Below are 17437 nucleotides of genomic sequence, written 5' to 3'. Positions count from 1 at the left end.
ATGCTAGGTATGAAAAATTTTAATAACATAATTATTACAAGTCTAGTGTTCCTAACACTTGTAAGTTGTGATGATAATGAATTTCTGGATGTACAACCATCCAAGGAAACTCCGGAACAAGCTCTTTCCAGCCCTACTGCGGCTACAGAGCTTGTGAATGCCATCTATAATAAGTTTTTAGACTTTAACGAAAGTTCTTTTTCTTGGATTGGTGTGAGTAGTATTACTAGTGATGATGCCGATAAAGGAAGTGATCCTGGAGATACGGGTAATGACAAGCAACTTTTAGATGATCTAACCTTTACTTCTACCTCTATTTCTTTTAATGAAGTTTGGGAAGGGAACTACCAAGGTATTGCGAGAGCAAATCAGGCATTAAAATTTCTTCCAGATTTGGATATCGATGAAGACCTCAGAGATAGATTAATTGGAGAGAGTAAATTTTTGAGAGCTGAATTTTATTTTAGATTGGTGAGAATGTTTGGAGGTGTTCCATTAATAGAGGGTGTTCCGGATATTCAAAATCAGGATGATATTAATGCCGCAAATACGAGAGTTTCAAAAGAAGCTATATATACATTTATAACTCAAGATTTAGAGGATGCTATAGAAAGTTTACCTAACTCATATAATAGTGCCGATCTTGGAAGAGCAACAAAAGGTGCCGCCTTAACATTATTGGCAAAAGTAAACATGTACCAGGGGAACTGGCAACAAGTTTTAGAGCTTACCAATGAGGTGATGAGTCTGGGTTATAGTTTAACTCCTGTATATGAGGATATCTGGAAAGAAATTGGAGAAAATAATTCAGAATCTATTTTTGAGATTCAGGGGAGGGGAGAAACGCCAAATAAAGGTGTACAAGGATATTTTGTTACCCAAGGTGCTAGAGGTGCTGGAGGCTGGGGCTGGGGATTTAATACCCCAACAGAAGATCTTACTAATTTTTATGAAGAAGGAGATGAAAGAAGAGATGCTACCATAATTTTTAGAGGAGAAACTCTTTGGGATGATTTTCTTGTTGCAGAAACAGTTTCTAACCCTAGATATAATCAAAAAGCCTATGTAAGTAGGACTATGGAAAGCTTTAATGGGGGAGATTGGGAATCAAATAAGAATGTTAGAATTTTAAGATATGCAGAGGTGCTTTTAATGAATGCTGAAGCAGCAATAAATGTAGGAGGCGATGCGAAAACGCCATTAAACATGGTGAGAAATCGTGCAGGGCTTGAAAGTTTAGAAAATGTAACGATCATGGATGTGTGGAGAGAACGAAGAGCTGAACTTGCCTTTGAGCATGATAGATATTTCGATCTGGTACGTCAAGGTAGAGCTGGAGCAGTATTGCGGGCTCACGGTAAGAATTTTGTGGATGGAAAACATGAGTTATTTCCAATTCCACAAGCTCAAATCGACCTAAGTGACGGTCAATTGGTTCAAAATCCTGGTTACTAATAATAGTATTCTGAAAGGTTACAATCTTAAAAATTATTTTTTCATGAAACAAACACGATTTATACTCACGCTAATCTTTTTTGGGATGTTAAGTACTGTGTTTGTATCGTGCTCAAGCAATGATGACTCAAGTGGAGGTAAACCCGTCCCAACAGATCCGGACTCGGGTTTGCCACCTCAGCTTACAGATAATGAGTTAATGGATAAAGTGCAGGAACAAACTTTCAAATACTTTTGGGATTTTGGCCATCCAGTTAGTGGAATGGCTCGTGAAAGATCTGATGCAAATGCTTATGGAGGAGAAAGTCCCAATATAGTTACTAGCGGAGGGAGTGGATTTGGAGTCATGGCGATTATTGTTGGTGTAGAAAGAAACTACATTTCTCGCGAAGAAGCCTTAGGTAGATTGAATAAGATCACCAGTTTTATTTTGGACGGAGACAGGTTTCATGGAGCCTTACCACATTGGTACAATGGAAATACCGGAAAAGTAAGACCTTTTTTTACTGAAGATAACGGGGGAGACCTGGTAGAAACCTCTTTTATGATCCAAGGTTTACTTACTGCCAGACAGTATTTTGATTTGGACAATTCCGAAGAAAAAGAATTGAGGGATAAAATCAATCTAATTTGGGATGGAGTAGAATGGGATTGGTATACCAATAATAAAAAATCACTAACCTGGCACTGGTCTCCGGAATACGGTTTTACTATCAATCATCAAATCAAGGGGTATAATGAAGCCCTTATTACCTATGTGTTAGCGGCATCTTCCAGAACTCATGCTATAGAGCCAGATGTTTATCATAATGGATGGGCCTCGGGAAATAACCATTTAAACGGAAAATTATATTATCAGAAATGGCAATTACCTCTAGGCCCAGATTTTGGTGGCCCATTGTTTTTTGCTCACTATTCCTTTTTAGGGTTAAATCCTGAAGGATTACAGGACAACTACGCAAATTACTGGGATCAAAATATAAATCATACTCTTATCAATAGAGAGTACTGCACGAGAAACCCCAAAGGTTTTTTGGGATATGGTGTAACTACTTGGGGATTAACGGCTAGTGATGATAACCAAGGGTATTCGGCACACAGTCCTACCAACGATAATGGTACAATTACTCCAACGGCAGCATTGTCGTCTATGCCCTACACGCCAGATGAATCTTTGCAAGCACTACGGAATTTCTATTACAATTACAATGGAAAACTATGGGGGCAGTATGGGTTTTACGATGCCTTTAATGAATCTGCCAATTGGTATTCAAATCAATATCTGGCAATAGATCAAGGACCAATAATAGTTATGGTAGAAAATTATAGAACCGGGTTGTTATGGAATTTATTCATGTCTTGTCCCGAAGTAAAACAAGGCTTAACAAAACTAGGTTTTACAAGTCCGAATATCTAATTCATTCAAGATCAAGTAAAGGCGATCTGAAGGTCGTTTAAAATAAAAATTTTAAAAATATAACTAACTTAAATCGCGTTGAGTAATGAAAACAATTAAACTATTCCTAAGTTATATATCGATAGGTTTATTGATGATTTTTTCCTCTTGTACTGAAGAAGAACAATTTTTTCCTTCAATAGCATCTATTCCTTGCGAGCAAACCAACGTAGTTCCAGATCCTAATATTATTTCAGATTTCCAATGCCAAGCTAATGTAGTTCTGGATGGGGTAGAGGCTGTGCTAAATCCAGATGAATCTGGTGCAAATACAAGTCGTTTTGTAGGGCAATACAATGATCCTTCCGGACCATGGGATGCTTGATCATAGATTATGGTACTTCAATAGATCTTTCAACATTCAATACCTTTAAAATTAAAGTGAAATCTAGTGTTGCCGGACTTTTAAAGGCAAAACTTGAAGGTGGCTCCTCTCCGGGTAAAGAGGTAGATGCAAATATTACCAATACATCCGGGTGGGTGGAATATTCCTTTGATTTCAGCGATCAATTCAATCAGGATCATACTAAGTTGGTACTATTTTTTAATGCCGGAGTAGAAAATGATGGTTCAGATGTTTATTATATAGATGATCTTCAATGGGTGACTACACCAGATCCTTGTGCCGGAGTGGCAATAGATCTTGCTATTGTAAACGATTTCGATTGTCAGAAAAATCAAGAAGTTCCGGAAGTAGAGCTTACAGCAAACCCTTTAAAATCTGATCTTAACAACAGTAAATTTGTTGGTAAGTATATAGATGAAATGGGAGCATTTGATGCTGTAATAATAGATTATGCTGAACCAATAGACCTTTCAACAAATAACATATTTAAAATAAAAGTCTTAGCACCGGTTGAAGGAATCTTATTAGCTAAACTAGAAGGAGGCACTTCTTCACCGATAGAAAAAGACGCTAGCGTAACCAAGACAGGAGAATGGGTAGAGTATTCTTACGATTTCAGTGATCAAGCCGCAGAAAATCATAATAAGATAGTTTTATTCTTTAATGCCGGAGTAGAGACAGATGGCACTCAGGTGTATTATATAGATGACCTTAAATTCGCTGAACTTTCTGATGTTTGTAGCGGTGTTGTTCCAGATCTAAGTATTGTAAATGATTTTAACTGTCAGCAAAACACCACGATACCAGGTTTTATTCCTAATTCTATAGTTGAAAATCCTATGCTTGGAGATGCTAATCCTAGTGATATGGTTCTAGAGGTTACAGACGATGGAACTCAACCATTTGATGCTTTAATATTTGAATCTTCTCAATCTTTTGATCTTTCAACTAGAAATTTTTTCAAGATCAAGATTCTTTCAGAAAAGGCAGTGCCACTATTGGTTAAGCTTGAAGGTGGTAGCTCTCCTGTAAAAGAAGTGTTTGTAGATATTGATGTAGTTGGGGAATGGGCAGAATATACTGTAGATTTCACAGATCAGGCTGCAGCAGATCATACAAAACTCGTATTATTTTTTAATGGAGGCGCAAGCGACGGAACTCCAACAGATAAGTATTACATAGATGATCTAAGATTCGCAGCATTTGATCCTTGCGATGGTGTTGCAACCAATATGGATATAGTGAATGATTTTGAATGTCAGCAGAACTATGAAATCACTTGTTGTATTACCACTTTTGAAATTGTGGATAACCCAGATCCAAGTGGTGTAAACACTAGCGATAAAGTATTGAAAGTGACTGAAAATGGAACGAACGCGTTTGATGCATTAGTCTTTAACAGAGGAGGAGTGATCGACCTTTCTACCAAAAATCAATTGAAGATCAAGATCCTTTCGAGTAGAGCTGTGCCTTTATTGGCTAAACTAGAAGGTGGGACTTCCCCGGTTAAAGAAATTTTTATAGATATATCTGTAATTGACGAGTGGACAGAGTATACAGTTGACTTTAGTGATCAGGCTACAGAAAATCATGAGAGTTTGGTGTTCTTCTTTAATGCAGGGCAGACCGATGGTACCGCCGAAGATGTTTATTATATAGATGATATTAGGTGGGAATAATTTGATAGATCCTCTAAGGATTATAACTATCACATTTCTCTAAAATCAAATATTTTTCTTGACCTAGTAAAATATGTTGCGTTTCCAAAACGGAAGTGCAACATATTTTAAATTAATTGAAACAAATCCAAACAATGAAATTCCACAAATACCTTTTAGTAGTAACAATAATTATTAGCACTTCATGTAAGAATCTTTCAGAAGATAATAGTGATTTTGCATTGAATTCTAAAAATGAGCAAATTGAAAAATTAGATGGCGAAGCTTTATTAGATACCGTACAAATCCAAACTCTTAAATACTTCTGGGATTATGCCGAACCAAAATCCGGAATGGCTAGAGAGCGCTTTCACCCCGATGGAAATTATCCTAAAAATGATGCCCATATAGTTACTTCCGGTGGATCAGGCTTTGGTTTGATGTCTTTGGTGGTAGGTATGGAAAGGAAATTTATACCAAGAAAAGAAGCAGTTCTCAGGCTTGATAAAATAGCTGATTTTCTTGCCGGGGCAGATAGATACCATGGAGCCTGGTCGCATTGGATGAATGGAGAAACAGGAAAAACTCAGTCGTTTAGCAATAAGGATAATGGAGGGGACATTGTCGAGACAGCCTTTTTGGCTCAGGGTTTTATAGTTGTAAGAGAATATTTAAAAAACGGTAATAAACAAGAAAGAGCAGTAGCATCAAAGTTCGATGAACTTTGGAAGGGTATAGAATGGGATTGGTACACCAACGATAATAAAGATGTTCTTTTTTGGCACTGGTCTCCTACTCATAATTGGGAAATGAACTTTCCTTTAGAGGGATACAACGAAACCTTAATTACATATGTTCTGGCTGCAGCATCTCCTACACATAGTATTAGTGCAGCTCCATATCATAATGGTTGGGCTCGTAAGGGAGAAATTAAAAGTGCCAAAATTAAGTATGACTTACCACTTATTCTAAGTCATAATGGAGCTCAGGAGTTTGGAGGGCCATTATTCTGGGCTCATTATTCTTATTTAGGCTTGAATCCAAAAGGGCTTTCAGATCAATATGCCAATTATTGGGAGTTGAATGTTAACCACTCAAAAATAGATTATTTGTACTGTGTTGAAAATCCTAAAAATTTTGAAGGTTACGGAGAAAATGTATGGGGTTTAACTGCCAGCTATACTAAAAGTGAGGATGGTAGTATTGGGTATTCTGCTCATTCCCCAAAGCATGATAGAGGTGTAATTTCTCCTACCGCTGCTATTAGCTCTATTCCTTATACTCCTGAAGAGTCATTAAGAGCAATGGAATATTTCTTTAATGATCTTAATGAACTTACCTGGGGTCCGGCAGGTTTTTATGATGCTTTTAGTCTTGAGGGAGAAGATTGGGTAGCACCTAGATATTTAGCAATAGATCAAGGGCCACAAGTAGTAATGATTGAGAATTATAGATCTGGCCTTATTTGGGATTTGTTTATGGGTGCCGATGAGTTGAAGCAAGGATTGGATAAATTAGGATTTAATTACTAATGAAATATGAAAAATTTTTTGGTTTTATTTTTTATCGTTGGAATGTATTCAACTTCATTTTCTCAGATCACAGAACATTCTTTTGAGGAGAAAATAGAAATGTCTGTTAAGTTGGATTATGCCCTATACACTCCAGATGGATATAATGATTCAAAAATAGATTTCCCACTTATTGTTTTTCTTCATGGAGCTGGAGAGCGCGGAAAAGACTTATCCAAGGTATCTGTACACGGGCCCTTAAAATATGTTAAAGATGGAAATAAAATTGATGCAGTAATATTAGCTCCACAATGCCCGGAAGGAGTTTATTGGCAACCACATGAAGTTGCAGCGCTGGTTAAAAATGTGATGAAGGAAAACCGAATAGATAAAAGCAGAGTTTACCTTACAGGTTTAAGTATGGGTGGTTATGGGGTTTGGGCAACCGGAGGAGAATATCCAGAGCTTTTCGCTTCGTTGGCCCCTGTTTGTGGTGCAATTTACCGACCAATTTATAGAAATATATCTCACATTAAAGACATGCCAATCTGGGTTTTTCATGGCGCCTTAGATGATGTGGTTTTACCTGAGAATAGCAACCAAATGGTAAAAACCCTTAAAGAAGCTGGGAATGATGTAAAATATACGATCTATCCTTTTGCAAACCATAATAGCTGGGAGGAAACCTATAATAATCCGGAGTTTTACAGCTGGATGTTAGCTCAGAAAAAATAAGAATCATGAAATTAAGTCTTCAATTCTTCCTCTTGATTTTCATCTCCATTTTAAGTGGATGCAAGAAAGATTCGAAGAATTCAGACTTATCGAAAATTGAGCTAGAACAGGATCGACCAAATATAATTTTTATTATGGCCGATGATCATGCGGTTCAGGCAATTAGCGCCTATGGTCATGAAATAGGAAAAGTGGCACCTACCCCAAATATTGACAGATTGGCTAGGAACGGAGCCGTTTTTCAGAAGAACTTCTGTACCAATTCAATTTGTGGTCCCAGTAGAGCAGTCATCCTAACAGGGAAGCATAGTCATATTAATGGCTTCAGAATGAATGGTGAAAAATTCGATAATTCTCAACAAACCTTTCCGAAGATCCTTCAAGAGAATGGGTACCAAACGGCCATTATTGGGAAGTGGCATCTTCATGGATTCCCAACAGGATTCGATTATTGGAAGATTTTAAATGATCAAGGAAAATATTATAACCCAGAGTTTATAGAGCAAAAAGACACGGTAAATCTGGATAAGGAATATGTAAAAAACAATCCACACTGGGCGATTAATATGAAAGATACTGCAATTGCTGAAGGATATGCCACAGATCTTATCACCAATTATTCAATAGATTGGATGGAAAAGAGGGACAAAATGAAGCCTTTTTATCTCATGGTACATCACAAAGCACCACATAGAAATTGGATGCCTGCGCTACGACATTTAAATTTATATGATTCTGTTCAATTTCCTGTTCCTGACACCTATTTTTCTAAGCATCCAAATCAAAAGGCAGCACAACAGCAATTACAAACTGTTTATAAAGATATGTACGAAGGGCATGACTTAAAAATGTCTAAGCATCATGGTACAGATGAATTAGCCAGCAATCCATGGACGGATGATTTTGAAAGAATGACTCCAGAACAACGCAAGATTTGGAATACAGCTTATCGCGAGAAGAATGATGCCATGCACGACTTAAATCTAAGCGGGAAAGAGATGGCCTTATATAAGTTGCAACGTTATTTACAGGAATATATGGCCACAATTGCTTCTGTAGATGAAGGAGTCGGGAAAATCTTAGATTATCTTGAAAAAACAGGTTTGGATAAAAACACGCTTGTTATATACAATTCAGATCAAGGATTTTATCTTGGGGAAAAGGGTTGGTTCGATAAAAGATTTATGTACGAAGAATCTTTTAAAATGCCTTTGCTAATGCAATTTCCTAAGAAGATCAAACCAAATTCTACAGTGAATGGACTTACCCAAAATCTTGATTTTGCCCCTACAATTTTAGATTTTGCAGGAATAAAACCACCTCAAGATATGCAAGGGGTTTCATTTAAAAATCTCTTTTCTGAAAATGATATGGCTCCAAAACGAGAAGCGATTTATTATCATTTTTATGATTTTCCTGCTTTCCACATGGTGAAACGCCATTATGGCGTGAGAACCGAGAGGTACAAGTTGATTCATTTTTACGACGACATAGATCAATGGGAGTTTTATGACTTAAAGGAAGATCCTAAAGAACTTAAAAATCTATATGGTGAAATTAAGTATCAGGATAGGATAGATAAAATGAAAAGCAAACTGGATTCCTTACAAAGAGCATATAAAGTCACTGAAAAGGAATTTGAAACCTCAACCCCAGAATCAGTTAAAAGGGCATATAAAAATTTTGAGAAATTACGCGGTGAACGCATGGAATAATAAAAGAAGATGAACTATAATATAATGAAGACCCCGATGTTAAAAACAAAATTGATTTTACTGGCAACTTTTGCATTTACCCTAATGGTGAATGCACAAGAAAAATCTCATGGAATAGATTATTCAGCTTTTAAGGCGAATAAAGTTGAAATGAATAAAAAGATAGATTCCTTACTTTCTGTGATGACTTTAGAAGAAAAACTTGGTCAGTTAAACTTGCCTTCCTCTGGGGATATTACGACAGGACAAGCTAAAAGTTCGGATGTTGCACAGAAAATAAAAGAAGGAAAAATCGGGGGTCTTTTCAATATAAAAACGGTAGAAAAGATTAAAGAAGTTCAAAGAATAGCAGTCGAGGATAGTCGATTAAAGATTCCATTGATCTTTGGGATGGATGTAATTCATGGTTATGAAACCACTTTTCCAATTCCATTGGGATTATCTACTTCCTGGGATATGGAAATGATTGAAAAAACCGCGAAAATGGCTGCAAAGGAAGCTAGTGCCGATGGAATTAACTGGACCTTTTCTCCTATGGTAGATATTTCCAGAGACCCTAGGTGGGGACGTGTTTCTGAAGGGAATGGGGAAGATCCATATTTAGGGGGAGAAATTGCAAAAGCGATGGTTCGTGGATATCAAGGAGAAGATCTTAGTAAGAACAACACTATACTTTCCTGCGTTAAGCATTTTGCATTATATGGCGCATCTGAAGCCGGTAGAGATTACAACACAGTAGACATGAGTAGAATTCAAATGTATAATGACTATTTCCCACCTTACAAAGCGGCCATCGATGCTGGAGTAGGATCTGTAATGGCTTCCTTTAATGAGGTAGACGGTATTCCTGCTACAGGGAATAAATGGTTGCTTACAGATGTTTTGAGAAATCAGTGGAATTTCTCAGGATTTTTGGTAACAGATTATACAGGGATCAATGAAATGATAGCTCATGGAATGGGTGATCTGCAAACGGTTTCTGCTTTAGCTTTAAATGCTGGGGTAGATATGGATATGGTTGGTGAAGGATTTGTCTCAACTTTGGAAAAGTCGGTAAACGAAGGAAAAGTTTCTATTGAGAAAATAGATGCTTCAGTGAGACGCATATTAGAGGCAAAATATGAATTAGGTCTATTTGAAGATCCCTATAAATATTGTGATGAGAACAGAGCTAAATCAGAAATATTCACTCCGGAAAATAGAGCCTTCGCAAGAAAAGTGGCTGCAGAATCTATGGTGCTGCTAAAAAATGAAAATAATCTCCTTCCTATTAAAAAGACCGGAGTTATAGCTGTGATTGGTCCTTTGGCAAATACTAATGAGAATATGGCTGGAACCTGGAGTGTGGCAACACCTCAGGATAAATCTATTTCTGTGCTTAAAGGAATCAAAGAGGTTGTAGGGAGCGCCGGTTCTGTATTATATGCAAAAGGAAGTAACCTTTCTTATGATAAGGATTTTGAGGAAAGAGGAACCATGTTTGGTAAGGAAATTCCAAGAGATGGCAGGTCTGATGAAGAATTGCTAAAAGAAGCTTTAGACATTGCTTCAAAGGCCGATGTGATTATTGCAGCGATAGGGGAGGCGGCAGAAATGAGCGGAGAAAGTAGTAGTCGTACAAATATCTCAATTCCCCAATCTCAAAAAGACTTGCTGAATGCTTTGCTTAAAACAGGAAAACCGGTAGTCTTAGTTTTATTTAACGGGCGACCTTTAGTACTAACTCAAGAGAACGAAACTGTTCCAGCGATCCTGGATGTTTGGTTTGGTGGTACTGAAACGGGATATGCTATTGCAGATGTGTTGTTTGGAAATGTAAACCCTTCAGCAAAAATCACCGCTACTTTTCCCAGGAGTGTAGGTCAAATTCCTATTTATTACAGTCATAAGAACACCGGAAGACCCCTTGGAAATTCCGAAGGGAAGTTTGAGAAATTCCGTTCCAATTATATAGATGAACGCAACGAGCCTTTATTTCCTTTTGGTTACGGCTTGAGTTACACCAACTTTAAATATGATAATTTAAAGCTGAGTCCAGAGCAGCTTGAAGAAAATGGGACATTAGAGGTTAGTGTGACAATTCAAAACACAGGGAATTATGATGGGAAAGAAGTGGTGCAATTATATATTAGGGATCTGGTAGGATCTATTACCAGACCGGTAAAGCAATTAAAAGGCTTTCAGAAAATCCAATTGAAAAAAGGTGAAACTAAAACAGTGAGCTTTAAATTGACTGCTGAGGATTTGAAATTTTATAATTATGATTTAGATTTTGTTGCAGAACCTGGAGAGTTTGAAGTTTTTGTTGGAACTAATTCTGAGGAAACTCTAAAGTCAAAATTTGAGCTTGTTAAGTAAATTCGTGTTATAAATCTTCTATGAAAAAATTATATTTTTTGCTGTTTGTGCTTGTTTTTTCGTCAATCTCTGCGCAACAAATTCAATCTCCCTCCAAAGAGATTACTTTGGAATTCTCTCTAAGTTCTTTAGGAGAGCCAACATATCAAGTTAGATACAAGTGGAAAGAGGTTGTTAAACCTAGTAAGCTGGGGATTTCTCTCAAGGATGATACTGCCCTTACAACAGGTTTTAGTATTCTAAATAAAAAAGAAACAAGCGTTGATGATTCCTGGAACCCGGTGTTGGGAGAGCAATCCAGCATCAAAAATAATTATATACAGGTAAGCTTTCATTTGCTTCAAAAGGAAGCCAATAGAAAATTGGATATCATTTTCAAAGTCTATGATGAAGGCGTGGCTTTTCGATACGAATTTCCTGCTCAAGACGCTCTTAGTTATTTTATTGTTTCTGAAGAGAATACAGAGTTCAATCTTACAGGGGATCATAAAACCTTTTGGATCCCGGGAGATTATGACAGTCAGGAATATGTGTATTCTGAAACTAAGTTATCTGAAATAGACAATTCCAAACTGGATTTAAATAACGGGATCGCTTTAAAGAGTATTGAAAGCAATTATAGAGTACAATCGCCATTAATGATGAAATCTAATGATGGCCTGTATATCAATATTTTTGAAGCAGCAGTGGTTAATTATCCTGTAATGCATTTAAATGTAGATATTGAAAGTTTTAAACTTAGCTCGCAATTAGTTCCGGATGCTCTTGGAGATAAAGCTTATTTAAGAACTCCTTCAGTAACTCCATGGAGAACTATAATGGTAAGTGATGATGCTCGGAAAGTTGTAAGTTCAAAAATGATCTTAAATCTTAATGAACCCAATCAACTAGAAGACACCTCTTGGATTAAACCTATGAAATATGTTGGGATTTGGTGGGAAATGCATGTAGGGAAATCTACATGGGATTTTGCCGGGAGCCAAAATGCTCAAAATGCAGCCTCCAAAGATCTTATTCCTTCCGGAAAGCATGGCGCAACTACAGAAAACACTAAAAGATATATAGATTTTGCTGCCAAACACGGATTCGACGGAGTTTTGGTAGAAGGTTGGAATGTTGGTTGGGAAGATTGGTTTGGCAATTGGAAAGAAGATGTTTTCGATTTTACCACTCCTTACCCGGACTTTAATATCAAAGAAGTTGCAGATTACGCTAAAGCTAAGGGAGTCAAAATGATCATGCATCATGAAACCTCTGGTTCTGTTGCCAACTATGAAAGGCATTTAGACAGAGCTTTTGACCTCATGAAAGAATACGATTATCCGGCAGTGAAAACAGGCTATGTGGGAAGGATCATTCCGCGTGGGGAATATCATGACGGGCAAACTATGGTGAATCATTTTAACTTTGTGGCACAACGCGCTGCAGATTATAAGATCATGGTGAATTCTCATGAAAGTGTTCGCCCTACAGGATATAGCAGAACCTATCCGAATTATATTGCTGCCGAAGCTGCCCGTGGAAATGAATTTAATGCATGGAGCTCGGGGAACGACCCAAAGCATGAAACCATTCTACCGTTTACACGATTATTAGGAGGAGCTATGGATTATACTCCAGGGATCTTTGAAATTAAGATGAATATTTATGATCCTACTAAGACAGAACAAGTACATACCACTTTAGCTAAGCAATTGGCCTTATATGTCACCATGTATTCTCCCTTACAAATGGCTGCAGACTTACCTGAGAATTACGAAAGATATCTTGATGCATTTCAATTTATAAAAGACGTGCCGTTAGATTGGCAAGAATCTATTTATCTGGAAGCTGAACCTGGAGATTACTTAACTGTGGTTAGAAAAGATAAAAACTCAGAGAGCTGGTTCTTAGGTTCCATTACCGATAAAAACCCAAGAAAAACTGAAATAAAACTTGATTTTCTTTCTCCAAATAAAAAATACAAAGCCATTATTTACCAGGATGGAAAGGATGCCGACTGGAAAATAAATCCAAAGAGCTATTCCATAAAAGAGCAAACAGTTACAAGCAAATCAATATTAAAACTGAATTTGGCTCCCGGAGGAGGAACAGCTGTTAGTATCGTGCCGGCAAATTAATTTTTAGAAAAACTGAATTATGAAAAATTTTCTACTTCTCATATGTATAGTATTCATTGTGTCCTGTGAGGATAATGAAAATAGTTCAAAAAGTCTGGATTCGAACGAGACAGAGATAAAACAAAGTTTTACAGCTTACTGTAATCCTATAGATATCGACTACTCATATATGTCTCATTACGCCTTCAGAAATGTGAGTTATAGGTCTGGAGCAGATCCTTCGATAGTTCGTTATAAAGACGGCTTTTATATGTTTGTAACCCGTTCGCATGGATATTGGTATTCCAAAGATATGTCCAATTGGAAATTCATAAAGCCACAAAGCTGGTATTTCAATGGTTCGAACGCTCCTGCAGCTTGGGCCACAGAAGATGAGATCTTGGTGTTAGGTGACCCTTCTGGAGTAAACGCATTAATTAAAACCAACAACCCTAAATTAGGAGATTGGAAAACTACCTATAGTGTAATTCCACACACCCTGCACGACCCGGCTATCTTTGTAGACGATGATAAAAGAGTATATGTTTATGAAGGATCTTCCAACTTATTTCCTATTAAAGGACTGGAATTAGATCCAAACAAGAATTATGTTCCTATTGGAGAGCCGGTAGATCTAATTACCTTACATCCGGAGGAGCATGGCTGGGAACGCTTTGGAAACAATCATAATTCAGATGTGAAACCATTTATCGAGGGGCCTTGGATGACCAAGCATAATGGGAAATATTATTTACAATATGCCGCTCCTGGGACGCAATGGAATGTATATGCAGATGGTGTTTATGTTGGAGATTCGCCACTTGGGCCTTTTACGTATGCGGAATACAATCCAATCTCTTATAAACCCGGAGGTTTTTTAAATGGAGCAGGTCATGGAAGTACGGTTCAAGATTTTAATGATAATTATTGGCATTTTGCAACTATGCCGATTTCTGTAAACTATAAATTTGAACGTCGAATTGGGATGTACCCGGCAGGATTTGAGGAAGATGGGCAGATGTATGTAAATACAGCTTATGGAGATTATCCTCATTATTTGCCCAATGTTAAGGTGAAAAGCCATAAAAATCGATTTACGGGTTGGATGTTATTATCCTATAATAAACCTGTTGAAACAAATGCTCCCTTAGCGACAATTCACGCGAAGACTATTGAGGAGACCGAACAAGGATACACTCCGGAAAAACTTGAAGAAGATTATAATATTTCAAAGTTAACCGACGAGAACATCAGAAGTTTTTGGGTGTCAGAACAGAATAATGATTCCATTTACTTCACAGTGGACTTGGGAAGTAAAATGAATTTAAAGGCGACCCAAATTAATTTTCACGATGTAAATGCTGAGGTATTTGGGCGTCCCGATAATCTAAAACATCAATTTATAATTGAAGTATCATTAGATAAAAAAGATTGGAAAACTGCAGCCGATTATTCTAAGAATAAGAAAGATCAGCCTCACGCTTTCATTCAATTTGATAAAGAATTAGAAGCGAGATATGTGCGATATAAGCACGTGTTTTGTTCCAACAAATATTTAGCGATTTCAGAATTTAGGGTGTTTGGAATTGGATCTGGAAAGAAGCCATCTAGGCCAGAAAACTTCGTAGTAGTTAGAGAAAAAGATAGAAGGGATGCCACTTTAAACTGGAAAAGTATTGAAAACACTCAGGGCTACGTGCTGTATTGGGGGATTAAGGCTGATAGGCTTAATAATTCAGTGCTTATATATGACAAGAACAACTATGACCTGAGAGCTTTAAATATAGATTCCGAATACTTTTTTCAGGTGGAAGCCTTTAATGAGAATGGGATTTCAGAAAAAAGCGAGGTGATAAGTAGTAAATCTTAAAACAACTCGTCACCTAACTTATTTCAGGGTCTCTTTTATACGAGCACCGAAGTTTCGATTTCATCTAATATTCCGTCCCAAAGTGCTATTCTACTTTCTAGGGCTTCTTTGGCAACCTCTTTAACTTCGCTCTTTTTTATCGGATCATTTTCACAAAGCTCCTCTACCATTTTAAATGCCATTGGACCATGTTCATCGGCATCTAATTCAATATGCCTGTCGAAATAATATTTGAAATGTTTTAGATCTTCCTCTGGAAATTTCTGCTGAATATTTTTAATAATTGAAGTAAACATATCGGGAATCAATCCTTCTCTTCCAAAAGTAAAAGCCGCAGCTATTTTGTGTGGTTTTCCTTCCGCAACGATTTCAAACGTAAATTTTAGAAATTGTTTGATGCTTTTGGGAAGATCACTAGTGGCAATAATTAGAAAAATGTCAGTACCGTGAATTACTTGGGCAACAAATTCTTCAATCTTTATTTTGCTGGCACCACTATTCTCCATTGCATCTAAATACATTTCGAAATGGCTTTGTCGTTTTCCATCCAAATTCATATCGGTTTCTTCAGCAAGAACTATTTCATTTATTAAATATCGTAACTCAGGATTTCCAACAGGCACCCAAGGAGTGGTTGTAGCTGTTAGTTTTTCTTGAAGTGCTTTAAGTAAGGACATAAAATCCCAAACAGCAAAAACATGATGCTCCATAAAACATCTAAGATGCTCTGGGGTGCTTATTTTGCTGTAAAGAGAGTGATTAAGTAATTCTTTTGTTTGGGGCTCTAAAGCGGTATTTATTTCCTGGATCATTAGTAGTCTAAAATTTCCGCAAAAATACTTTTAAGGCTTTGATTTTTAAAACCTTTGGCGTGGTTTTTATAAAGTTTAACGATTGTGGAAATGATACTAAACTTTTTTAAAACTGTCAAACTGAGTTTGTAGAAGTTTTGTCTGTATTTTTAAGAACATTCCGACAGGCTCAATGTGACTTTTATGCAAAATTGAAAGGGCAGCTTTCTATAGCTGCCCTTTTAAATTATTTTGTTTTAATGATTAACTAAAAGCTGGAATTCCGGTGATATCTAGGCCTGTTATTAATAAGTGGATATCGTGGGTTCCTTCATAAGTGATCACACTTTCAAGATTCATCATATGTCGCATAATGCTGTAGTCCCCGGTGATTCCCATGGCGCCTAGCACTTGTCTAGCTTCACGAGCAATTTTTAATGCCATATCTACATTATTTCTCTTCGCCATAGAGATCTGGGCAGAGGTTGCTTTTCCTTCATTTCTTAAAACTCCTAATCTCCAAGCTAATAACTGAGCTTTGGTGATCTCAGTAATCATTTCTGCTAATTTCTTTTGTTGCAATTGGAAACCGGCAATTGGTTTTCCAAACTGTATGCGTTCTTTGGAGTATCTAAGTGCGGTGTCATAACAATCCATCGCTGCTCCAATCGCTCCCCAGGCAATTCCAAAACGTGCAGAATCCAAGCAGCCAAGAGGGCCTCCTAAACCGGATTTGTTTGGAAGTAAGTTTTCTTTTGGAATTTTTACATTATCAAATATCAATTCTCCGGTTGCGCTAGCTCTAAGAGACCATTTGTTGTGAGTTTCCGGCGTAGAGAAGCCTTCCATTCCACGTTCTACTATAAGCCCGTGAATTCTTCCTTCTTCATTTTTCGCCCAAACCACAGCGATATCTGCAAACGGAGAGTTGGAGATCCAAAGTTTGGCTCCATTCAATAAATAATGATCTCCTTTATCTTTAAAATTGGTAACCATTCCACCTGGATTAGATCCATGATCTGGTTCGGTAAGACCAAAACAACCCATAAATTCTCCGGAGGCTAATTTTGGTAAATATTTTTTCTTTTGCTCTTCACTTCCGTATTTAAAAATAGGATACATCACTAAAGAAGACTGAACAGATGCAGTAGATCTAACCCCACTATCTCCGCGCTCGATTTCCTGCATGATAAGTCCGTATGAAATCTGGTCTAATCCGGCGCCACCATATTCTTCAGGGATATAAGGTCCAAAAGCACCTATTTCGGCAAGACCTTTAATAATAGATTTCGGGAATTTAGCTTCTTGTGCAGCTTCTTCTATAATAGGAGATACATCACGCTTTACCCATTCGCGGGCAGCATCACGTACCATTTTATGTTCTTCGGTTAAAAGATCGTCCAGGTTGTAATAATCCGGAGCTTGAAATAAATCTGGTTTCAT

General features: G+C 37.2%; 12 protein-coding genes. 10 read left to right on the top strand and 2 right to left on the bottom strand.

Annotated elements, in window-relative coordinates; all coding sequences use genetic code 11:
- The first annotated feature begins 9 nt into the window (after positions 1–9).
- From ON07_RS11920 to ON07_RS11875, 10 genes are all read left to right on the top strand, one after another.
- Entirely contained in the window at positions 10–1455 is a 1446-nt protein-coding gene (locus tag ON07_RS11920) for a RagB/SusD family nutrient uptake outer membrane protein (protein ID WP_010231743.1), read from the top strand.
- A gap of 43 nt (positions 1456–1498) precedes the next feature.
- Complete coding sequence (locus ON07_RS11915) at positions 1499–2872, top strand: glucoamylase family protein (RefSeq protein ID WP_033445109.1); 1374 nt, start codon at positions 1499–1501, stop codon at positions 2870–2872.
- Between the two features lie 85 nt (positions 2873–2957).
- A complete protein-coding gene (locus ON07_RS11910) occupies positions 2958–3236 on the top strand; it encodes a hypothetical protein (protein WP_029331904.1) in 279 nt (92 codons plus the stop codon).
- Positions 3224–4936 (top strand): hypothetical protein, encoded by a 1713-nt coding sequence (locus ON07_RS11905; protein ID WP_010231735.1) that lies wholly within the window; start codon positions 3224–3226, stop codon positions 4934–4936. The genes ON07_RS11910 and ON07_RS11905 overlap by 13 nt, the downstream gene beginning before the upstream one ends.
- A gap of 134 nt (positions 4937–5070) precedes the next feature.
- On the top strand, positions 5071–6447 hold the full coding sequence (locus ON07_RS11900) for a glucoamylase family protein (protein ID WP_010231732.1): 1377 nt from the start codon (positions 5071–5073) through the stop codon (positions 6445–6447).
- A gap of 6 nt (positions 6448–6453) precedes the next feature.
- Positions 6454–7161 (top strand): carboxylesterase family protein, encoded by a 708-nt coding sequence (locus ON07_RS11895; protein ID WP_010231729.1) that lies wholly within the window; start codon positions 6454–6456, stop codon positions 7159–7161.
- 5 nt (positions 7162–7166) lie between these two features.
- Positions 7167–8876, top strand: coding sequence for a sulfatase family protein (locus ON07_RS11890; RefSeq protein ID WP_010231727.1), 1710 nt, complete (start codon positions 7167–7169; stop codon positions 8874–8876).
- A gap of 9 nt (positions 8877–8885) precedes the next feature.
- On the top strand, positions 8886–11234 hold the full coding sequence (gene bglX / locus ON07_RS11885) for a beta-glucosidase BglX (protein WP_237708916.1): 2349 nt from the start codon (positions 8886–8888) through the stop codon (positions 11232–11234).
- 20 nt (positions 11235–11254) lie between these two features.
- Positions 11255–13354 carry a glycoside hydrolase family 97 protein gene (locus tag ON07_RS11880; RefSeq protein ID WP_010231721.1) on the top strand — a complete coding sequence of 700 codons (2100 nt, stop codon included), beginning with the start codon at positions 11255–11257 and terminating at the stop codon, positions 13352–13354.
- 19 nt (positions 13355–13373) lie between these two features.
- Positions 13374–15203 (top strand): family 43 glycosylhydrolase, encoded by a 1830-nt coding sequence (locus ON07_RS11875; protein WP_029331902.1) that lies wholly within the window; start codon positions 13374–13376, stop codon positions 15201–15203.
- A gap of 35 nt (positions 15204–15238) precedes the next feature.
- Here the strand turns inward: ON07_RS11875 and ON07_RS11870 are convergent, their stop codons facing one another.
- Complete coding sequence (locus tag ON07_RS11870; protein WP_010231716.1) at positions 15239–16015, bottom strand: DUF3050 domain-containing protein; 777 nt, start codon at positions 16013–16015, stop codon at positions 15239–15241.
- Positions 16016–16258: 243 nt separating this feature from the next.
- Positions 16259–17437 carry an acyl-CoA dehydrogenase family protein gene (locus ON07_RS11865; protein WP_010231714.1) on the bottom strand — a complete coding sequence of 393 codons (1179 nt, stop codon included), beginning with the start codon at positions 17435–17437 and terminating at the stop codon, positions 16259–16261.

Origin of the sequence: Gillisia marina, from assembly GCF_000258765.1 — a bacterium.
GTDB classification, from domain to species: Bacteria; Bacteroidota; Bacteroidia; order Flavobacteriales; family Flavobacteriaceae; genus Gillisia; species Gillisia marina.
The sequence above is the reverse complement of the archived record's forward strand: the minus strand, read 5'-3'. Positions and strand labels throughout refer to the sequence as shown.